The 19,948-nt window shown below is 65.3% G+C and carries 14 protein-coding genes and 2 pseudogenes; 11 read left to right on the top strand and 5 right to left on the bottom strand.

Annotation, left to right across the window (positions count from 1 at the left end):
• Window positions 1–67 precede the first annotated feature (67 nt).
• Window positions 68–1,009, bottom strand: coding sequence for a LysR family transcriptional regulator (locus tag BMI01S_RS24215; RefSeq protein ID WP_028233139.1), 942 nt, complete (start codon window positions 1,007–1,009; stop codon window positions 68–70).
• A 244-nt stretch (window positions 1,010–1,253) separates the two neighbouring features.
• Between BMI01S_RS24215 and BMI01S_RS43170 the strand changes: the two are divergent.
• The 6 genes and pseudogenes from BMI01S_RS43170 to BMI01S_RS24185 all read left to right on the top strand — a co-directional run.
• Window positions 1,254–1,526: pseudogene (locus BMI01S_RS43170) on the top strand (acetate--CoA ligase family protein); the annotation flags it as partial.
• Window positions 1,527–1,644: 118 nt separating this feature from the next.
• Window positions 1,645–1,924: pseudogene (locus BMI01S_RS39285) on the top strand (aromatic acid/H+ symport family MFS transporter); the annotation flags it as partial.
• A 234-nt stretch (window positions 1,925–2,158) separates the two neighbouring features.
• On the top strand, window positions 2,159–2,587 hold the full coding sequence (locus BMI01S_RS24200) for a VOC family protein (RefSeq protein WP_028233142.1): 429 nt from the start codon (window positions 2,159–2,161) through the stop codon (window positions 2,585–2,587).
• 50 nt (window positions 2,588–2,637) lie between these two features.
• Window positions 2,638–3,306: a LysE family translocator gene (locus BMI01S_RS24195; RefSeq protein WP_238327992.1), complete on the top strand. Its 669-nt coding sequence runs from the start codon at window positions 2,638–2,640 to the stop codon at window positions 3,304–3,306.
• A gap of 411 nt (window positions 3,307–3,717) precedes the next feature.
• Window positions 3,718–4,404, top strand: coding sequence for a heavy metal response regulator transcription factor (locus BMI01S_RS24190; protein WP_028213631.1), 687 nt, complete (start codon window positions 3,718–3,720; stop codon window positions 4,402–4,404).
• A gap of 8 nt (window positions 4,405–4,412) precedes the next feature.
• Window positions 4,413–5,828 (top strand): heavy metal sensor histidine kinase, encoded by a 1,416-nt coding sequence (locus tag BMI01S_RS24185; protein WP_028213632.1) that lies wholly within the window; start codon window positions 4,413–4,415, stop codon window positions 5,826–5,828.
• Here the strand turns inward: BMI01S_RS24185 and BMI01S_RS24180 are convergent.
• The 3 genes from BMI01S_RS24180 to BMI01S_RS24170 are packed head-to-tail and all read right to left on the bottom strand — an operon-like array spanning window position 5,803 to window position 11,736.
• The gene (locus BMI01S_RS24180; RefSeq protein WP_042290836.1) at window positions 5,803–7,296 is read right to left on the bottom strand and encodes an efflux transporter outer membrane subunit; all 1,494 of its coding nucleotides are present in this window, start codon (window positions 7,294–7,296) and stop codon (window positions 5,803–5,805) included. The two genes, BMI01S_RS24185 and BMI01S_RS24180, sit on opposite strands and share 26 nt — an antisense overlap.
• 15 nt (window positions 7,297–7,311) lie before the next feature.
• Entirely contained in the window at window positions 7,312–8,526 is a 1,215-nt protein-coding gene (locus tag BMI01S_RS24175) for an efflux RND transporter periplasmic adaptor subunit (RefSeq protein ID WP_028233143.1), read from the bottom strand.
• Between the two features lie 9 nt (window positions 8,527–8,535).
• Window positions 8,536–11,736 (bottom strand): efflux RND transporter permease subunit, encoded by a 3,201-nt coding sequence (locus tag BMI01S_RS24170; protein WP_028233144.1) that lies wholly within the window; start codon window positions 11,734–11,736, stop codon window positions 8,536–8,538.
• A 274-nt stretch (window positions 11,737–12,010) separates the two neighbouring features.
• On the opposite strand from BMI01S_RS24170, the gene BMI01S_RS24165 reads away from it, so the two are divergent.
• Window positions 12,011–12,361 carry a DUF4148 domain-containing protein gene (locus BMI01S_RS24165; RefSeq protein WP_028233145.1) on the top strand — a complete coding sequence of 117 codons (351 nt, stop codon included), beginning with the start codon at window positions 12,011–12,013 and terminating at the stop codon, window positions 12,359–12,361.
• 146 nt (window positions 12,362–12,507) lie between these two features.
• Here the strand turns inward: BMI01S_RS24165 and BMI01S_RS24160 are convergent, their stop codons facing one another.
• Complete coding sequence (locus BMI01S_RS24160) at window positions 12,508–14,049, bottom strand: MltF family protein (RefSeq protein ID WP_028213637.1); 1,542 nt, start codon at window positions 14,047–14,049, stop codon at window positions 12,508–12,510.
• Between the two features lie 548 nt (window positions 14,050–14,597).
• Here BMI01S_RS24160 and BMI01S_RS24155 point away from each other — a divergent pair.
• Genes BMI01S_RS24155 through fabI form a run of 4 tightly spaced genes read left to right on the top strand, consistent with a single transcriptional unit; the run spans window position 14,598 to window position 19,932 of the window.
• Entirely contained in the window at window positions 14,598–17,000 is a 2,403-nt protein-coding gene (locus BMI01S_RS24155; RefSeq protein WP_042290833.1) for a DUF3141 domain-containing protein, read from the top strand.
• Window positions 16,997–17,935 carry a phosphate acetyltransferase gene (locus BMI01S_RS24150; RefSeq protein WP_028213638.1) on the top strand — a complete coding sequence of 313 codons (939 nt, stop codon included), beginning with the start codon at window positions 16,997–16,999 and terminating at the stop codon, window positions 17,933–17,935. Before BMI01S_RS24155 ends, BMI01S_RS24150 begins: the two co-directional genes overlap by 4 nt.
• 4 nt (window positions 17,936–17,939) lie before the next feature.
• Window positions 17,940–19,121 (top strand): acetate/propionate family kinase, encoded by a 1,182-nt coding sequence (locus BMI01S_RS24145; protein WP_028213639.1) that lies wholly within the window; start codon window positions 17,940–17,942, stop codon window positions 19,119–19,121.
• 28 nt (window positions 19,122–19,149) lie between these two features.
• Window positions 19,150–19,932 carry an enoyl-ACP reductase FabI gene (gene fabI, locus BMI01S_RS24140; protein ID WP_028233146.1) on the top strand — a complete coding sequence of 261 codons (783 nt, stop codon included), beginning with the start codon at window positions 19,150–19,152 and terminating at the stop codon, window positions 19,930–19,932.
• Window positions 19,933–19,948: the final 16 nt, after the last annotated feature.

The following is a 19,948-nucleotide window of genomic DNA, read 5'->3' as shown; positions in this document are numbered from 1 at the left end:
CGTCTCCTTTGAGACAACTATAAGAAGCTCCAGCCGGCGCGGCCATCAGGGAGGCGGCAACGGGTCTTCACGTGTCGTGAAGGGTGGCCTCGCGCAGCGCTGCGCCAGGCCAGCGGCCAGCCATGACGGTAGCGCGCGCGACATCGGCGAGCACGACGCGCGCGGCCAGCCCGGCGGGCGACAGTTCGTCATCGGAAACACTCGCAATCAGGTTCGGCCTCGTCGCGTATGCCTCGACGAGCGGCACACTCGCCAGGGAGGCGTTCTCTGCGCGTGCGAGCGCCGCTCCTGGCTGGATCGTTGCGCCGAGTCCACCGCGCACGGCGTCCATGAGCATGGCGAGGCCGTCGACTTCGGCGGCGATGGACGGCGTGTAGCCGGCGCGCTTGAATGCGGCGTCGAGCAGTGCGCGAAGGCCGTGTGTGCCGCTTGGCAAGATGAGCGGCAGGGCGCCCAGCTTCGCGATCGACGTGCGTAATTTGCCGGGCATGCCAGGCAGCGTCGACGCGCCGATCACGAACAGCCGTTCATCGAGCAAGGGCATGACGCTCCAGCGCTGTGCGGGCTCTTCGCGAAACAGAATCGCGAGATCGATTTGCCGCGCGCCGAGCATCGCGCCGAGATAACCGGAGAGGCTTTCCACCATGCGCAGCCGCACGTCGGGATAGCGCTCGCGCATCGCCTGCATGAAAGCGAGACCGAGCACGCCTGTCGTGCTCGGGGCGAGCCCCACGCTGACATGGCCCGAGAGGCGCGCCTGGCGCGCGGCCAGCGCGGCGTCGTCGACGTGGCGCAGCGCGAGTTGCGCCTGGCGCCAGAAGGCGAGTCCCGCGTCGGTGGGAACGACGCCGCTCGACGTTCGCTGCAAGAGACGCGTCGAGAGTTCGCCCTCCAGTCTGCTGATCTGCTGGCTGAGCGCCGAGGTGACGACGCCCAGCTCGAGCGCGGCCTTGCCCATGCTGCCGTGTTCGACGACGCTCACAAAATATCGTAACTGCCGAAGTTCCATCGAAAGTCTCAGAGGTTGCGGTCCCGTAAGACCGGTTCGCGCGCATCCAGTCCTTGGCCACTTGCCATTTCATCACGAATCCCGTCTGGCGGGAGAACCAGACATCCGTGGTGACCCCAGGGAACGCATGAGGACGCGCTCACACACAAGACGGTCTAGCCAGCTTTACTGTTCCATAGAGTGGAACACGTGCCTTGGCGTTCTCCGTCTGGCGACCATAATCGCATTCATGCGGGATCCGAGTCTCTCGCACGAAGAGGCGTTGGCGCTCATCCGGGAACTGAAGACGTTTCCCCTTCTCGACGGGTTCCGCGGACGCCCGCGCGCGGATATCGAGGCTCTCGCGTCCGCGATCGTTGCGTTCGCCCGGATGGCGACCGAACTGGGCTCGCGGCTCACCGAGGCCGAGATCAATCGGATCTTCGTATTGCCCGAAGGCCAGGGCGTGCGTGCCGCCGATGGTGTCGCGGTGATCGGCGAGGTTTGCGCGGAGGCCGCCTCGCGATCCCGCGGTTAGCGTTGCTGCACGGTCAGTGCCATGGTGACTTTTGCCGGCGCTGTATCGCCGATTTCATCGCGGTGCGCTCGCTGAAACCCTCGACCGTGCCGCGACGCGCCTTCGCGACGATCACGGCTTGAGTGGTGCTCAAACGGGCCTCAACGCTTATGCTCCGGGCTGCTATAAGACCGTTGCGCGCGCAACTTGTAGGAGCTGGATGCTGGGGATGGGCCGCTTCGGCAGCATTTTTGGCTCGGCCATCGGCGGCGCGCTGCTGGGTCTCTGCTGGCAATGCAGCGCGATTTCTCGCGATGCTCGCGGTGCCGGCCGTGCCGGCCGTGCTGGCGGTGGTTGCGATCGTGATCTCGCAGCGTGTGCGTTATAGCGAACCGGCGGCGCAGGTGAGCGCGGCACACAGAGTTTTTATTTGCCGACAGCGCTGGGTCGAGCGGCGCGGCGGTGCGATGAGCACTGCCGCGCTGTTTTTGGGGAGGCGCTGATTGATTCAGATGCCTGCCGGGAACCTGAAACAGGCCTACACTCATCCATGCCCCGCGTTACCTGAACACCGGGCGCCACTTTAGTTCGACGGGCGCGGGCGGACGTATTCGTTCCTCGAGGAGCCGCTCATTCGCGGCAAAGGAGAAGCCATGGAAGAGATCCTAAAGGCCACAGCGTTGTTCATCGCGGGATTTGGCCCGATCGTCACTGATCCCCAGGCAAGCCGCGGGCTTTACAGTCGAGCGTTCGGTATCCCCTTCAAGGAAGAGAATGGCGGCTACCTGCATACCGAAAATCTGAAAGGCGCAAATTCGTTTGCGCTGTGGCCACTCCCCCAGGCGGCGCAGTCGTGCTTCGGCACGGATGCGTGGCCTCATGACGTACCCATTCCGCAAGCCTGGATTGAGTTCGAAGTCGAAGACGTCGCGGCGGCTACCGCGGAACTCGAATCACGAGGGTATCGGATGCTGGTCAGTAACCGGAACGAGCCGTGGGGCCAGACCGTCAGTCGCTTCATCGGGCCGGAAGGATTGCTGGTAGGCGTCACCTTTACGCCATGGATGCGGGAAGCACAATGATGGAGGCCACGGCGCGGCAAGCGCCATCCACATTGCTCAGGAAGGCATCGATGCCTGAAGGCCTCACCGAACTCAACGGCCTTCCAGGGCTCGTTCTGACGTCCGCCGTGCTGATCGCCGTTCCAGGACCGAGCATCATGTTCCTGGTCGGGCAGACCATCACGGTCGGACGCCGCAATGCATTCCGAGGCGTCATCGGCAATGCGATCGGAACGTACTGCGTCGCGATTATCGTGGCCTTGGGCATCGGATCTCTCATCGTTCACTCCAGCTACGCATTGACGATCATTCGTCTGCTGGGAGCGGTCGTTTTACTGGGCATTGGTATTCAATACCTGGCGTTTTCCAGACCGCTATCAACCGCGAGCGGAAACTGGTCCCGGAAGTCGGGCCAGTCGCTGCTCGCGGGCATCATTGTGGGAGCAACGAACCCGAAGGCATTGATCATGTTCGGCTCGATCGTCCCGAGCTTCATGAGCAGTGGGATCGACAGCCCTGTCCTGTCACTTCTCGGCATTTCACTGGTCCCGATCACCCTTGGACTGGTGATCGACGCCGCCTGGGTAGCAGCCGCTCACTCCGTGACCACGAGCGGCCTTTTGCTACGTGGCAAAGCTCTTCAACATTGTTGGCGGCGCACTGATGGTAGCCATGGCCGTACTGCTGGCCATGGAGACCCTGCGATGAGGTCTGGAGACGTTTCGCTGCGGCCAGGGTGAGGGAAGCTGAAAAAGAGGCTGGGCTGGGACGAGGAGGCTCCGCCGTCACCGCTGAAGTGTCGCTCGTTGGATATCGGCATCGCAGGCGTAGTGATTAGCCCCGTGCTGCCTGGCTTCATACTCTGTTACGCAGGGAAATACGTTCGAGGACTTGAACCGGACGGAAATCCCGTCGCGCGAGGCGCCCCCGCGGTCTGCAACGACCATTGCATGGGGCTTGCCCCCGAAAACGGCGTGGAGGCCGGCGAGTTCTCTAGTGCCTGCCTGCGAACGCGCTGCACCCAATGACACCCAAGGCAGGTTCGATACGTCCGTTCGACAGCGGTTCCGCAAAACACGCCGCCACCAGGCGCGCGCGAGGCCAGCGAACGCATACAATTGAGCCGGACACACTCTGTGAGCAGAACGGCGATGCGCATTCTCGTGATCGAAGACGAACCGAAAACCGGCGCCTATCTAAAGAAGGGCTTCGAAGAATCCGGCTACGCAGTGGACGTCGCCGCGGACGGCGCGGAAGGCCTGATCCTCGCGAAGGAAGCGGCGTACGACGTGATCGTGCTCGACGTCATGCTCCCCGCCATGGACGGCTGGACGGTGCTCAAGGCGCTGCGCGCCACGCACACCACGCCGGTGCTCTTCCTCACCGCACGCGACGACATCAACGACCGCGTGAAGGGTCTCGAGCTGGGCGGCGACGACTACCTCGTCAAGCCGTTCGCCTTCGTCGAACTGCTGGCGCGCGTGCGCACGCTGGCCCGGCGCGGGCCGCCGCGCGAGAGCGACGTGCTCTCGCTAGGCGACCTCGAAGTGGACGTCACGCGGCGGCGCGTGAAACGCGGCGCCACTCGCATCGACCTCACGCCAAAGGAGTTCTCGCTGCTGCAACTGCTCGTGCGCCGCCAGGGCGAAGTGCTCACGCGCACGCAGATCGCCTCGTACGTGTGGGACATGAACTTCGACAGCGACACCAACGTCGTGGAAGTCGCCATTCGCCGCCTGCGCGCCAAGGTCGACGACGCGTTCGACGTCAAATTGATCCATACCGTGCGCGGCGTGGGCTACGTCGCCGAGATCACCGACGATAAAGGGTCCGCCTGATGTCGCGGCTGGCCGTGCGCTCGCTCACCACCGGCCTCGCGCTCAGTTTCGCGGGCACGACGCTCGCGGTGTTCGCGCTCGTGGGCAGCACGCTTTATTTCACGCTCGACCGCGAAGTCAAACAGCAGGACGACCTCGACATCGTGCTGATTTCCCGGCATACACGGCGCCTCGCGCAGGAGCTGCACACCGCGCAGGACGTGCGCGAGCACGCGCAGCGGCTGACGAGCCAGGTGCTTGGCAACGCCGCGCTTTCGATGGAGATACTCGACGCCGGCGGCGCGCCCCTCGTCGAGCACAACACGGCCAGCATTGCCGACGCGGTGTTCCCGCAAGCGGCGCTCGCGCGGCGCATCCCCTCGGCGCAGCGCATTACCGAAGGCGACGTGGTGGAGTGGCGCAACCTGCGCGGCGTGCCCGTGCGCGGGCTCGCCACCGAGGCGGCGCTCGCCGACGGCACGCCCGTCACGATCGTCATCGCGCGCGACATGACCGATCGCTGGCTGCTGCTCGACCGTTATCGCGAGCGCCTTTACGCCTTCGGCCTTGCGGGCATGCTGCTCGCGTTCCTCATGAGCTGGCTGCTCGTGCGCGAGTCGCTGCGGCCGCTGCGCGAGATGGCCGCGCGCGCCGCCACGATCACGGTCGAGCGGCTCGACACGCCCATCGAGGTCGAGGGCGCGCCGAGCGAACTAGAGGCGCTCATGAAGTCGCTCAACGCCATGCTCGACCGGCTGCACGGCGGCTTCGAGCGCATGTCGCAATACACGGCGGATCTCGCGCACGACATGCGCACGCCGCTCGGCAATCTGCGCGGCGCGACCGAAGTGGCGCTCGCGCGGGAGCGCACGACGGCCGAATATGAAGCGCTGCTCGAATCGAATCTCGAGGAGTGCGAACGGCTTTCCCGCATGATCGAGAACGTGATTTTTCTGGCGCGCGCCGAGCATCCGCAATTCATGACGACGCTCGCCGAGTTCGACGTGCAGGACGCCCTCACGCAGATCGCCGACTACTTCGAAGGCCTGGCGGAGGACGCGGGCGTGCGCATTCGCGTGCTAGGCAAGGGGCGTCTGCGCGCGGACAAGGAGCTGTTCAGGCGCGCCGTGGGCAACCTGCTCGCCAATGCGCTGCGCTACACGCCTCGCGGCGGCGAGATCACGATGAGTGTGCAGGAAACGCCTTCGGCCGTCGAAGTCGCCGTGGCCAACCCCGGCACGCCGATCGACGCCGCGCTGCTCGAACGCATCTTCGACCGCTTCTACCGCGCCGACGCGTCGCGTCATAGCGAGCCGCGCGCCGGCGCTTCGGCGGGGCTCGGTCTCGCGATCGTGCGCTCGATCATGGCGTTGCACGGCGGCTCGGCGCGCGCCGAAAGCGACGCGACGGCCACGCGCTTCATCCTGACGTTCGCGCGCCCTTGATGCCGGGATCGCCCGGTGCGTTCATGTCGCTCAGCGCCGCGCGGTCCCATCCGCCGCCCAGCGCTTCGAGCAGATGGACGCTCGCATCGAGTCTTCTGCCAGCGATCTGTTCCTCGTTGCGTTCGTTCGCGAGCGCGATGGTCTGTGCCGTCACCACGTCGAAATAGTTCACCGCGCCCGCCTGGTAGCGGTTGGTCGTGAGCTTGAGCGAGAGCTGCGCGGCGGCCGTGGCGCGTTGCTGGCTTTGTGCTTCGCTCGCCAGCGCGTCGAGCGCGCTCAGGTTGTCTTCGACCTGCTGGAACGCCGTGAGCACGGTTTGCCGGTAGCCGGCCACGGCCGCGTCGTATTGCGCGTTCGCGCCTTTGAGCGTGGCGTTGCGGCGGCCGCCGTCGAACAGCGTGCCCGCTAGCTGCGCGCCGATCGACCAGAAAAGGCTCGGCGCGCTGAACCACGGCGCGAAGAAGGTGCTTTCCAGGCCCGCCGTCGCGGAGAGCGTGAGGTCGGGATAGAAGGCCGCGCGCGCCTCGCCGATCCTGGCATTGGCCGCCGCCACGCGCCGCTCCGCGGCCGCGATGTCCGGACGCCGTTGGAGCAGCGCCGAGGGCACGCCTGCGGGAACCGGTGGCACCACCACCGGATCCACGCGCGGCGGCAGCGCGAATGTGGAAGCGGGGACGCCGATCAGCGTGGCGATGGCGTGCTGCAGCTGCGCGCGCTGCACGTCGATATCGCTGTCCATCGTGCGCGCGCTTTCGAGCTGCGTTTGCGCCTGGGCGACCGCGGAGGCGTCGATCGCGCCATCGGCGAGCTGCTGCTCAACGATGCGCAGCGCGGCCGCGTAGGCGGTCACGGTGTCGTCGAGCAGCTTTTTCTGCCGATCGAGCGAGCGCAAAGCGAAGTAGTTCGCGGCAAGCTGGCTCGAGACCGCCAGGCGCACCGATTCGACATCGGCGTCGCTCGCCTGCGCATTGGCGCGCGCCTCTGTCGTCGCGTCTTTCACGCGCCCGAACAGGTCGGGTTCCCAGCTCGCCGTGAGCCCCGTGGAGTAGTCCGGGACCGTCTTGCCGGCGAGCGAATGGTCCACGAGATTCTGCGAGGTCCGGTAACGCTGCGCCGCCACGCCCGCCGTAACCGTGGGCGCATAGCCCGCGCGCTGGTAGTCGAGCATCGCGCGCGCGGCTTCGAGGTTGGCTACGGCCTGGCGCACGGTCTGGTTCGATACGTCCACGCGCGCTTCGAGCTGGTCCAGTTCGTTGTCGCCGAAGACGGTCCACCAGGGCCCGCGCGGATTGGCGTCGGCGGGCTCGGCGACGCTCCAGCCCGGGGTCGCCGCGAGTTGTGTTGCGTAGTGCGTGGGGACGTCGACCGAAGGCGCGCTGTAATGCGGCAACGTGGTGCACGCCGCGAGCGATGCCGCCGTGCAGGCCACGAAGATCCGGCGCAGCGCCGGTAAGCGATGTTCGAACATGATCGTCCTCCCCACTCACGCCGTGCCCTTGCCCGCAGCGGCCGTGGCCGCGACGCGCACTTGCTGGCCGCTGGCGATGGCATCGCCCGGGTTGTCGATCACACGGTCGCTTGCCGTGAGTCCCGTGGCAATTTCCACGTAAGTGCCAAAGTCGCGGCCGATCGTAACCTTGCGCAATTGCACCTTGCTCTGTGCGTCCACCACTGCGACCGTCACGCCGTCCGGGCGGAACAACAGTGCGCTCACGGGGAGTTCCAGCGCCGGCGAGGCGGCGGTGAGCGCAAGGTGCACCTGCGCGTAGGCGCCTGGCATCAGCGCGCCGTCGCCGTTGTCAACGTCGACTTCCACACGCAAGGTGCGGCTCACCGGGTCGATCACGTTCGAGCTGCGTGCGACGCTGGCGTCGAAGCGGCGCCCCGGATATTGTTGTGTCGTCAACCATACGGTCGTGCCCGGGGCGATGAGGCTGGCATCGTCCTGCGGCACGTCCACGTAGACGCGCAGGCGGTCGGTCTGCGCGATATGGAACAGCTCGCCTGGCATCGTGGCGAGGCCCGGTGTCCCGCCCGCGGTCACGAGCGCGCCCTCCTGCACGTTGCGCGCGGTGATGACGCCATCGAATGGCGCCGTCACGTTCTGGTACGAAACCAGCTCCTGCAAACGCGCCACGTTGGCCTGCGCCGCCTGGAGCGTGGCGAGCTTCGCGGCGGCGTCGCTCGTTTTCGCCTGGGCGTCCTGCTCGGAAACCGATTGCGTCTGCAGCATCGTTTGCCAGCGCTGGGCCGTGCTGCTCGCGAAGCGGTAATTTGCCTGCGCCGTCGCTTCGTCGGCGCGCGCCTGCTGGAGCTGCGCGTCGAGCTCGGGCGTGTCGATCTGCGCGAGCGTCTGGCCTGCCTTCACATGCGCGCCGATATCGGCGGACCAGTGCTGCACGTAGCCACTCGTACGCGCATAGATCGAGGCGTCGGCCCATGACATGATCGAGCCGGGCAGCAGCAGGTCCTGCGTGGCGGGCGCGCGCGTGGGCGCGACAGTGGAGACGATCAGCTCGCGCTGTGCCGCGACCTGCTGCGCCTGCGCCGTGCGGGCCTGGAGGCGCGGCGCGATGCCCGCCGTGAGAAGCGCCGCGGCGATGGCGAGGCAGGTCAGGCCAACGACGACGGCGGAGCGACCTCGCGTCGCGGTTTGCGCCGCGGCATCGCGTTCCTCGGGCGGAATCTGCGTATTCATCTGGAATCCTTATTCAACATGGGTGGTTGTTTCAGCGTGCGTATCGTCGCTGGCAGCGCGGCGTTTCGCGAGCCAGCCATGCACCATGCCGAACACGACCGGCACGAACACGAGCGTGGAAAGCGTGCCGATCGCGAGGCCGCCGATCACGGCGCGCCCGAGCGGTGCGTTCTGCTCGCCGCCGTCGCCGAGGCCGAGCGCCATCGGCAGCATGCCGATCAGCATGGCGAGCGCCGTCATCAGCACCGGGCGAAAGCGGTTGAAGCCCGCGTCCAGCGCGGCGGCGAGCGGCGCCATGCCCGCGGCGAGCGACTCGCGCGCCGTGTTGATGACGAGGATGCTGTTGGCCGTGGCAATGCCCATGCAGAGGATCGTGCCCGTGAGCGCCGGCACGCTGAGCGTGGTTTGCGTGACGAACAGCATCCACGCGATGCCGGCGAGCGACGCCGGCAGGCCGCTCACGATGATGAGCGGATCGAGCCACGACTGGAAGTTCACGACCATCAGCAGGTAGACGAGCGCGATCGCGAACACGAGGCCCGCCGCGAGGCCGCCGAACGAGGCGTTCATCGACTGCACCTGGCCGCGCACGACGATCGACGAGCCGGGCGGCAGTTGCGCGCGCGCTTGATCGACGAGACGGTTCACGTCCGAGGCGACGCCGCCCAGGTCGCGCCCCTGCGTCGAGGCGAAGATGTCGAGCACGGGCTGCACGTTGTAGTGCGAGACCACGGCTTCCTGCGAGCTGCGCGAGACGGTGCCGAGCGTGCCGAGCTGGTTTTGCGGCGTGAACGAGACCGATTGCGCCGTCGTTACCGGGATATTGGCGAGCGTTTGGAGCGAATGGATGTCGTACTGCGGCACTTCGGTCACGAGCGGGTAGCTCACGCCGTTCTTCGGATCGAGCCAGAAGTTCGGCGTGGTCTGCGAGCTGCCCGAGAGCGCGATGAGCAGATTCTGCGCCACGTCGTGCTGCGTGAGGCCCGCTTGCAAGGCCTTCGTTCGGTCCACGTCGACGTTGATGGTGGGTTCGTCGCCGGGCTGCTGGATGCGGGCGTCGACGAGGCCGCGCACGCCGCGCATCTCGTTTAGCAGTCGATTGGCGACGACGCGGTTCTGCTCGAGCTTGTTGCCGACGATCTGCACGTCGATGGGCGCGGGCAGGCCGAAGTTCAGGATCTGGCTCACGATGTCGGCGGGCAGGAATGCAAAGGTCACGCCAGGAAACGATGCGTCGAGCACGTTGCGCAGCTTCGCGACATATTGCGCGGTGGGCTTGTGCTTCGGCGCGAGCGTGATGAGGATGTCCGCGTCTTCGGGGCCGATGGGGTCCGAGGAGTCGTAGGTGAGGTTGATGCCGCTCACCGGCACGCCGATGTTGTCGAGCACGGCGGCCTGTTCGGCAGGCGGAATCACGCTGCGGATCTTCGCTTCGACTTCGTCGGTGATGCGAGCCGTTTGCTCGATGCGCGTGCCCGTGGGCGCGCGCAGGTGCAGGCGGATTTCGCCCGTATCGACTGCGGGGAAGAAGTCGCGGCCCGTGAACGGCAAGAGCGCGAGCGAGCCGAGGCACAGTGCGAGCCACAGTACGACGAAGCGGCGGCGCTGCGCTATCGCGGCCTCAAGCAGCTCGCGATAGCGGTTGCGGAGGGCTTCGAAGCGGTGCTCGAATCCCGCCTGAAAACGCGTCAACACACCGGCAATGCCGCGCGCGGGCGCGGCCCCTTGCTTGCGCGCCCGCAGCAGATACATGGCGAGCGTGGGAATGAGCGTGCGCGAGAAGAAGTACGACGCGCACATCGCGAACACCACGGCCTCGGCGAGCGGCACGAAGAGATAACGCGCCACGCCAGAAAGCAGGAACATCGGCACGAACACGATGCAGATGGAGAGCGTGGAAACGAACGTAGGCACGGCGATTTCACCCGAGCCGTTGAGGATCGCGTCATGCAGCGGGGCGCCGCGCTCCAGATGGTGCGTGATGTTTTCGATGGCGACGGTGGCATCGTCGACGAGTATGCCGACCGCGAGCGCGAGGCCGCCGAGCGTCATGATGTTGATGGTTTCGCCGAGCGCGGCGAGCGCGATGAGCGACGTGAGCACGGCGAGCGGAATCGTCACGGCGATGATGAGCGTGGCGCGCCAGCTGCCGAGAAAGAGCAGGATCATCGCGGCTGTGAGGCAGGCCGCAATGAGCGCTTCGCGCACGACGCCCGAGATCGCCGACTTCACGAACACCGATTGATCGGAGAGCGGCGTGATATCGAGCGCGCTCGGCAGGCCCGCGGCGATCTTCGGCAGCATCGCCTTGACCTGCTCGATGATCGTGAGCGTCGAGGCGCTGCCGGTCTTCTCGACCGTAAGGAGTGCAGCACGTTTGCCGTCCGCGCGCACGATGTTCGTTTGCGGCGCATAACCGTCGATCACGTGCGCGACGTCGCGCAGGTACACCACGCTGCCGTTCACGGTCTTGACGGGCAGGTCGTTGAGCGCCGCGACGGTCTGCGTGCTGCCGTTCATCTCCACGTTGTATTCGCGCGAGCCGATCTTCGCGGTGCCGCCGGGGAGGATGAGGTTCTGCGCGTTGACGGCGTTCACGACATCGGCGGGCGCGAGGCCCTTTGCCTGCAGCGCTTTGGGGTCGAGCTGCACCATGATCTGGCGGATCTTGCCGCCATAGGGCAGCGGCACGGCGGCGCCTTGCACGGTGGCGAGCTGCGTGCGGATGAAGCTGTTGCCGAGGTCGTAAAGCGACTGCTCGGGCAGCGTCGCGCTCGAGAGGCCCAGTTGCAGCACGGGCACCGTCGAGGCGTTGTACGTGATGATGTTAGGCGGCAGCGTGCCCGGCGGCAGGATGCGCAGGATGGAGGCGGAGTTCGAGGCGGCTTCGGCAATCGCGCGGTTGATGTCGGCGCCGGGATGGAAGAACACCTTGACCACCGAGACGCCGTTGAGCGACTGCGATTCGATGTGCTCGATGTCGTCGACGTCCGAGGTCAGGGCGCGCTCGTAGTTCGAGGTGATGCGGTGCGCCATGTCCTCGGCCGAGAAGCCGTTGTAGGTCCAGACGATGCTGACCACGGGGATGTTGATGTCCGGAAAAATGTCCGTGGGCGTGCGCATGATGGCGAGCGGCCCGAGGATGAAGAGCAGCAGGGCGAGCACGATGAACGTGTAAGGCCGCCTGAGGGCCAGTTTGACGATCCACATGGCGTTGTCCGGGTGATGGCAGGTTTGGCGCAAGTATCGGGAGGGCGCGCTTACCCGCTGCTGACCTCGACATTACGGATTCGTCATCTTCGGGACGAAGGGGCGGATACAGCCATCGGCGCGTTCTGCCCAGATAACGAACTCGTAATCAACGGGTCAGCTTCGGGTCAGCGCCGCGCGACCAGAATCCAGTCAACCTTCGCGACATTGCCGGAGGGCGGCTGAAGCGGCATCACTTCACGATGCGGCGGCCATTCATTGAGAGGTGAACATCATGAAAGCACTCGTTTCCACTTTGCTCGTTGCCTGCGCCCTGGCCGTTCCGGCCGCCGCTTTCGCCCAGACTGCCGACACGGCCGGGAACGCGCCCGTCACGCGAGCCCAGGTAAAGGCAGAACTTACGCGTCTGGAGCAGGCGGGGTATCGTCCTTTGGCCAGGGACAACAATTATCCCGACGACATCCAGCGCGCGGAGGCGATCGTCGCGCAGCAAGACGCACAGAAGGCGCAGCAGTCCGCAGCGGCGAACAACGCCGTTGGCGGCGTGGCGATGACAGGAAGCTCGGATTCTGGTGCGCCGGTTCTGGCGAGCACGGGCGGCCGGTCGATTTATGCGGGGCATTGAGCAGGCGGGCGCGGCAGGCCTGGCGATGAAGCCAGGCGCCGCCGCCGCGCATCTCAATCGGCTGGATCAAACGTCCGTTTGGTCACACGCAAGCGTGCCTCAGCCGCAAATCGCATCCGGCGTTATGAAAAGCACGCGGTCTGCGCTCAGCCTTGTTTGCGCGCCTGCCCGATGGCGCGCTCACGGGCCGCACGTGCGTCCTGAACCAGCCGGTACGCGGCATAGTACTTGTAGATATTGCGCACGTACGTGGTCGTCTCGATGCCGACCTTCTCGGCAACCACGATTTCCACATTGTTGAACCACTTGTCCGGCGAAAGACCCCGGGCGCTCGCTTCCTTGCGCAGCTTCGCGATCTTCGCCGGGCCGGCGTTGTAGCTCGCGAACGCGAAGAGCGAGCGGTCCGTGTCGGAGAATTTCGCGTCCGGAAAGTAGCGCGACATCAGGAGATCGAGGTATTTCGCTCCGGCGTGAATATTGGCTTCCGTCACCCGGATGTCGCCGACGGCAAGCTCCTTGCCGGTTGCCGGCATGAGCTGCATGATGCCGATCGCGCCAACATGGCTGCGGGCGCTTTGCTTGAGCTGCGATTCCTGAAACCCCTGCGCGGCGAGCATCAATGGGTCGAAGTGATACTGCGCACCGTATCGTTCGAAAAGACCGATCGTTTCCGTGAAGCGCTTCAGGTCCGCGTCATCGGTATTGCTGGTGATCTGCTTGACGCGCTGCAGTTCCTGCTTCAGGCGCACTTCCGCGAGGCTCTGCTTCTTCATTTCGCGCAGGTAGAAGTCATTGATTGCCTGCTGGAGCTTGGGACTCTGCTTGCGGACCGCCCACCCGATATAGCCCTCGTCACGCACGGCGATGTCGTCGTGCACCACGATGGCCGGCAGCACCTGCGCCCAGAATCGCGCCTTCCAGTCGTCGACGACGAGAATCTGGAGCAGCCCGACGTTGAGCATTTCCATGGCGTCCTCGTCCTCTAGTGCATCGGGCAGCAGCACCAGCTTGACGGGCGCCTTGCCCTCTTTCTTGAAGCGCGCGTTCAGTGCATTGAGGCTCTCGAAGTAACTGCTGCTCTTGCGCACATGCACGGTCTTGCCGCTCAAGTCGTCGAGCTTGGTGAGCGCGGGCGACTTCGGCCCGGTGACGACCAGCTCGCGGACCGACTTGCGGTCGCGCGGCGCGACGAAGTCGACCTGCGCGAGCCGCGTTTCGGTGACGGTCAGATTGCCGGCGGCTATGTCGCCTTTCCCGGCAAGCAGCCCGGGGATGAGCTGATCGCGCGTCGTCGGGATGATGAAGAGGGTCAAGGGCCGCTTGCCGAGCTTGTCCTTGTACGTCTTGTTCAGGAAGCGCTCGAAGTCGCGCATCAGCCCGGCGGTCAGGCCGCGCTCATGGCCGAGGTCGTTGAAGTACAGTGTCCTGCTGTACGGCACCAGCACGCGGATCAGCCGGCGGTCCAGCATGGCGTCGAAATCGCCGAACCTCGGCTCGTTGGCGAGGTTGAGCTGGCGGGCTCGGGTTGCCTTGGGCGTTGCCGCCACGGTTCCCGACGCCGGCGCGGGCGTGGCGGCCTGCGACGCAACGGCCTGCGCCGGCGCAGGCTGGGCCGCCCAGCATGCCGGCAGGCCGGCCATCATCATCCCGAAAGACAGGATGACAGGCAACGTATGAACAATACGCATGGTGCCAGGGCAATCGCCGCGCTCATCGCTGACTGCCGCGAGTGCCGACCGTAATTGACGGGAGGCGGGCGGCCCACACAGCATTACCCCGTGTTCCGCTGATTTCCATCATGGCACAATCGTATCGGCTGGATATGGGCCGATGGTCCTATAGAGAAACTTCCCGAGCGGCTGCACGATTGACTTCGGACGAATCGAATCGCCCATCGAATCGCCAATCGTCACGGGAAATCCCGTAACGAATCTGTCACACAGGTCTGCCAGGGTGACTGGAGATAGCGTCCCTATCCGCCTCCATCGCCACGAGTGTGACTGGCACGAATAGTAGTTAGCAATCCTTTTATTCCGTAAGCCGTCCAGAATTCCCGGTTGTCGCTCGATATTGAGACTCGTTTTCCACAAGAGCACCGCCGTCTATTTCGGCTGTTATGCGAAGCGACTCGCCCGGTATTGCCCGGCATACGAGTCGCAGATGTCCGCGTCCGCCCGGACCCTCGTGGCGGCGGACGTGTTCTCTCCCTTTCCTTAGCGGATCAGAAGGTGATGCAATGACAGACGTAGCCAATCAAGTTGCGCGCAGCCAGGAAATCGGCGGCAAGGTTGCCCGGCTTCTCGCAAAGCGTTCGGAAGTCGCGCAGACGCAACTCAGTCAGCGTTTGACGGATGCGGCAAAGCATCTGCAAGACCACTGCGAACCCGCAGCGGGCAGCCCTGCATGGACGACCGCGCTGGACCCCTGGGCTGGATACCGGTACGCCGAGGATGTCGTCGAGCGTTCGATCCTCTTCTGGGACACCCTGCGTCAGCGCGGAAACGCTTTCGTCGATCAGGCGCGCCACGGCCTTCAACTCGTTCTTCATTTCGACCATGAACTGGTGATCGACGGCCGCAAGCTGCCGCGGCCCGTCAACTACGCGCTCGTGCGTCTGTTGCCGCCCGAAGGCGTGGTCGTGGACGTTAGCAAGCGTCCTTATGTGATCATCGATCCGCGTGCGGGCCATGGTCCCGGCATCGGCGGCTTCAAGGACGATTCACAGGCCGGCGTTGCCCTGAGGGCCGGCCACCCCGTGTATTTCGTCATCTTCTTCCGCGACCCTGAACCGGGCCAGACGCTGCTCGATGTCTGCGCGGCGGAAGAGCAGTTCATCAGGAAGGTTTGCGAACTGCATCCGGACAGTGAGAAACCGGCGATCGTCGGCAACTGCCAGGGCGGCTGGGCGGCGATGATGGTGGCGAGTTCCGACCCCGACCATACGGGCCCGCTCGTCATCATCGGCGCCCCGATGTCCTACTGGAGCGGCGCGTGGAGCGAAGGCGAGGGCGACAATCCGATGCGCTACTCCGGCGGCATGCTGGGCGGCACGTGGCTCGCGTCGCTGACCGCGGATCTCGGCAACGGCAAGTTCGACGGCGCGTGGCTCGTGCAGAACTTCGAAAACCTCAATCCCGCCAACAGCCTCTGGGACAAGTACTATCACGTGTTCGACAACATCGATACCGAGCCGTCGCGCTTCCTCGATTTCGAGCGCTGGTGGGGCAGCTACTACCTGATGAACCGCGAGGAGATCGAGTGGATCACGCGCAACCTGTTCGTCGGCAACAAGCTCTGGGCGGGCGAGGTTCGGGGTCTTGACGGCGCGGCCTTCGATCTGCGGCGTATCAAGTCTCCGATCATCCTGTTCGCTTCGCTGGGCGACAACATCACGCCGCCGCAGCAGGCCTTCAACTGGGTCGCCGACATCTACGGGAGCACCGAGGAGATCAAGGCGCGCGGTCAGGTGATCGTCGGGCTCGTGCATCAGAGCATCGGCCATCTCGGCATTTTCGTTTCGGGCAAGGTGGCGAAGAAGGAACACCAGCAGATCACGTCCGTGCTCGAATCGATCGAAGACTTTCCGCCCGGACTATACGGCATGACGATTGCCGAACAGCGGGGCGAAGACGGCAAGACACACTACGACGTGTCGTTCGAGGAGTTTCGGCTCGAAGACGTCGCGGGGCGCTTGAACCGGTTCGAGCGTATCGATGAACAGCCGTTCGAGGCCGTCAAGCGCGTCTCGGAAATGAACCAGCGCGCTTATGAGCTATTTCTGCAGCCCTGGGTGCGCGCCATGTCGAACGAAACGACGGCTAACCTGCAGCGGCAGTTCCATCCACTGCGCGCGCAACGCTGGGCGTTCTCGGACATGAATCCCTGGCTCGCATGGCTTGGCCCGACTGCGGAGGCGGTCAGGGTGAAACGGCGTGTCGAAGCCCATGAGGAAACGCGCGACGAGGCCCGGTTGAAGGCGTTCGAGCACTATGGATCCGAAATGGTCAGTGCATCGCTCGACTTCTATCGGGCGATGCGCGACGCCATGACGGAGAGCGCTTTCTTTTCGTTCTATGGAAACCTCTTTTCCGTCGAGCAGGGCGACGAATTGCAAGCGCCGCGCGCTGCGGGACTTGGAGATCCGCGCGATCTGCCTTTCGTGAGGGATGCGCTGGCGTCGATGCGTGAGGGCGGCTATACCGAAGCGCTGGCTCGCGCCGGTTGCCTGCTCGCGCGCCACGGCGAGCCGCTTCCGCTCGCCCTGCTCGCCCTGCGGCACGAGCTCGCGAAGGACTATGCCGCGTATCTGCCCCAGCTTCCCGAAGACCAATGGCGGCGCGTGCGCGGTGAGCAGGAGATCATCGTGCGTTACGAGCCGGAGCAGGCGCTCGCCACGCTGCCGGGTCTGCTGGCGGACAGGAAAGACCGCGAGAAACTGCTCGAACTGGTCGACAAGCTGCTTGCCGACAGGCGCGTTCAACAGATGGAGCCGACCGCTGCCCAGGCGAGCATGCTCGAGAAGATCCGTGAATTGCTGCCGCTCGAGCGTGCGAGCGCGTCGCGCTCCGCCGCGACGAAACGTCAGGTTCAGGACGCACCGACCGCGCAGGTCTTGCCAGGACTCAAGGAGGCATCGTGAATCGTCAGCACGAAAAGTACGACCGCTTGATCGAGATTTGCCGGTCTCTGCCGCCGCTTGCCACCGCGGTGGTGCATCCCTGCGATCGCAGTTCCCTCGAAGGCGCGTTGCAGGCGAAGGAACTCGGCCTGATCGCACCGGTTCTCGTGGGGCCGCGTGGACGCATCGAGGAAGTCGCGGCGAGCGAGGATCTCGATATCACGGGTTGCGTGATCGAAGATGTGCCGCACAGCCACGCCGCGGCCGCGAGGGCGGTCGAACTGGTGCGCGAGGGCCGGGCCGAAGCGCTGATGAAGGGCAGCCTGCACACCGACGAAATCATGGGCGCGGTGGTGAGCCGCGAAGGCGGTCTCAGGACGGAACGCCGCGTCAGTCACTGCTTCGTCATGGATGTGCCGCGACACGAGAGCGCGCTCATCATCACCGACGCTGCGATCAATATCGCGCCCACGCTCGCCGAGAAGGCCGACATCCTGCAGAACGCGATCGATCTGGGCCATGCGCTGCGCTTTCCCGAAGTGCGGGTCGCGCTGCTCTCGGCGATGGAGACGGTCAATCCCAAGGTGCCATCGACGATCGAAGCCGCCGCGCTGTGCAAGATGGTGGACCGCGGCCAGATAACCGGCGCGCTCGTCGACGGTCCGCTCGCGCTCGACAATGCCATCGATCCCGAAGCCGCTCGCATCAAGGGAATCGATTCGCCGGTGGCGGGACGCGCGAACGTGCTCATGGTGCCCGACCTGGAGGCCGGCAACATGCTGGCGAAGAGCCTGTCGTTTCTGGCCGGCGCGGATGCCGCCGGCATCGTGCTCGGCGCGCGCGTGCCCGTCATCCTGACGAGCCGTGCCGACTCCGTCGTCACGCGGCTGGCCTCCTGCGCGGTGGCCTCGCTCGTCGCGGAAAAGCGCAGAGCCGATGCGCGGGTGATGGGGTAAAGCGATGGCCGACGTCATTCTCGTACTCAATGCGGGTTCATCGAGCATCAAGTTCAGCGCATTCGATATGCAGTCGGAGACGCTCGGGCTCATCATGCGCGGGCAGATCGAAGGGCTGCTATCGGCGCCGCGTTTCGTCGCGTTCGATGGACATGGCCACCAGACCGGAGACAAGGACTGGGGCGCGGGCCATCTCGAACATGAGGAGGCCGTTGCGTACATCGGTGAATTCCTGCGCAGCCACCGCGAGGGCAACCGTGTCGTAGCCATCGGGCATCGCGTGGTGCATGGCGGCCAGGCGTTCTCGCAGCCCGTGGCCGCGACACCGGCCGTGCTGGACGAACTCGAGAAGCTCATCCCGCTCGCGCCGCTGCACCAGCCCCACAACCTGAAGCCGATTCGTGTCATCGCCGCGCGCGACCCGGACATGCCGCAGGTGGCGTGTTTCGACACCGCGTTTCATGCGACGCAGCCAGCGCTCGCTTCCACCTTTGCGCTGCCGGCGGCGTTGACGGAGCAAGGCGTGCGTCGATATGGCTTCCACGGTCTGTCTTATGAATACATCGCGCGAACCCTGCCCGACGTGGCGCCCGATGCCGCGAAGGGCCGCACCGTCGTCGCGCACCTCGGCAATGGCGCGAGTCTGTGCGCGATGGCCGCGGGCCGCAGTGTCGCGAGCACGATGGGCTTCACCGCGCTCGATGGACTGCCGATGGGCACCCGCAGCGGCAACCTCGATCCAGGCGTGATCCTCTATCTGCTCGATGCGCTGAAGATGGATACGCGCGGTGTCGAGGACCTGCTGTATCGCCACTCGGGGCTGCTCGGCGTTTCGGGCATTTCGGGCGACATGCGCACCCTGCTGGCCAGCGACGACCCGCGCGCGGCCTTCGCCATCGATCTGTACGCGTATCGCATCGGACGCGAGCTGGGTTCGCTCGCCGCCGCGCTGCAAGGGCTCGACGCGCTGGTGTTCACGGCGGGTATCGGCGAACACTCCGCCGAGATCCGGCGGCGGGCCTGCGAACAGGCCCGCTGGTGCGGCGTGGAGATTGACAGCAGTGCGAACGAATCGGGCGGCCCTTGCATCAGCACCGCATCGAGCAAGGTCGCCGTCTGGGTCATACCGACCAACGAAGAACTCATGATCGCCCGCCACACGCGCGACGTGGCGGGTATCGCGTGAATCTGCACGACTGCCGAGGGAAAGTCCGATGAACCTGAGCACGCAACATACGGTCCTGAAGGGAAAGAAGGCGCTGGTGACGGGCATCGCCAACGAACATTCGATTGCCTATGGCTGCGCCAAGGCGTTCCGCGAGCTGGGTGCCGAGCTCGCGATCACCTATGCCGACGAGAAGGCAAAGCCGCACGTGGCGCCGCTGGCAAAAGAACTCGACGCGCCCATCTTCATGCCGCTGAACGTGTCGCAACACGGCGAGCTGGAGGCGGTATTCGAGCGCATTGCGCGTGAATGGGGCGAGCTCGACATGCTCGTGCATTCCATCGCGTGGGCGCCGAAGCACGATTTGCAGGGCGGCCTGCTGAACTGTTCGGCCGAGGGCTTCGCTGCGGCCATGGACATTTCATGCCATTCGTTCGTGCGCATGGCGCGCCTCGCGGCGCCGCTGATGAAGAACGGCGGCGCTATGTTCGCGATGAGCTATCACGGCGCGAACAAGGTCGTCCCCAACTACAACGTGATGGGTCCGGTCAAGGCGGCGCTGGAGGCGTGCGCGCGCTATCTGGCGTACGAGCTGGGTCCGCAGCAAATCCGTGTGCACGCCGTATCGCCGGGGCCCCTGAAAACGCGCGCCGCATCGGGGTTGAAGGACTTCGACGTGCTGCTCACGCAAGCGGCGGAACGCGCGCCGCTCGGCGAACTCGTCGACATCATGGACGTCGGCTTCACCTGCGCGTTTCTCGCGACACCCTATGCCCGGCGATTGTCGGGTGAGACGCTCTATGTGGACGGCGGGGTTCACATCATGGCGTAGGCGGGCGAGGCATGCG

Origin of the sequence: Paraburkholderia mimosarum LMG 23256 = NBRC 106338, assembly GCF_000739815.1 — a bacterium.
GTDB lineage: Bacteria > Pseudomonadota > Gammaproteobacteria > Burkholderiales > Burkholderiaceae > Paraburkholderia > Paraburkholderia mimosarum.
Note: the sequence above shows the minus strand (reverse complement) of the source record. Positions and strands in the feature narration are given on the sequence as shown.

What these genes read in the sequence shown, in the direction of transcription:
- BMI01S_RS24215 (WP_028233139.1), bottom strand. Translation starts at nt 1,009, where the DNA reads ATGGAACTTCGGCAGTTACGATATTTTGTGAGCGTCGTCGAACACGGC.
- BMI01S_RS24200 (WP_028233142.1), top strand. Translation starts at nt 2,159, where the DNA reads ATGGAAGAGATCCTAAAGGCCACAGCGTTGTTCATCGCGGGATTTGGC.
- BMI01S_RS24195 (WP_238327992.1), top strand. Translation starts at nt 2,638, where the DNA reads ATGCCTGAAGGCCTCACCGAACTCAACGGCCTTCCAGGGCTCGTTCTG.
- BMI01S_RS24190 (WP_028213631.1), top strand. Translation starts at nt 3,718, where the DNA reads ATGCGCATTCTCGTGATCGAAGACGAACCGAAAACCGGCGCCTATCTA.
- BMI01S_RS24180 (WP_042290836.1), bottom strand. Translation starts at nt 7,296, where the DNA reads ATGTTCGAACATCGCTTACCGGCGCTGCGCCGGATCTTCGTGGCCTGC.
- BMI01S_RS24175 (WP_028233143.1), bottom strand. Translation starts at nt 8,526, where the DNA reads ATGAATACGCAGATTCCGCCCGAGGAACGCGATGCCGCGGCGCAAACC.
- BMI01S_RS24170 (WP_028233144.1), bottom strand. Translation starts at nt 11,736, where the DNA reads ATGTGGATCGTCAAACTGGCCCTCAGGCGGCCTTACACGTTCATCGTG.
- BMI01S_RS24165 (WP_028233145.1), top strand. Translation starts at nt 12,011, where the DNA reads ATGAAAGCACTCGTTTCCACTTTGCTCGTTGCCTGCGCCCTGGCCGTT.
- BMI01S_RS24160 (WP_028213637.1), bottom strand. Translation starts at nt 14,049, where the DNA reads ATGCGTATTGTTCATACGTTGCCTGTCATCCTGTCTTTCGGGATGATG.
- BMI01S_RS24155 (WP_042290833.1), top strand. Translation starts at nt 14,598, where the DNA reads ATGACAGACGTAGCCAATCAAGTTGCGCGCAGCCAGGAAATCGGCGGC.
- BMI01S_RS24145 (WP_028213639.1), top strand. Translation starts at nt 17,940, where the DNA reads ATGGCCGACGTCATTCTCGTACTCAATGCGGGTTCATCGAGCATCAAG.
- fabI (WP_028233146.1), top strand. Translation starts at nt 19,150, where the DNA reads ATGAACCTGAGCACGCAACATACGGTCCTGAAGGGAAAGAAGGCGCTG.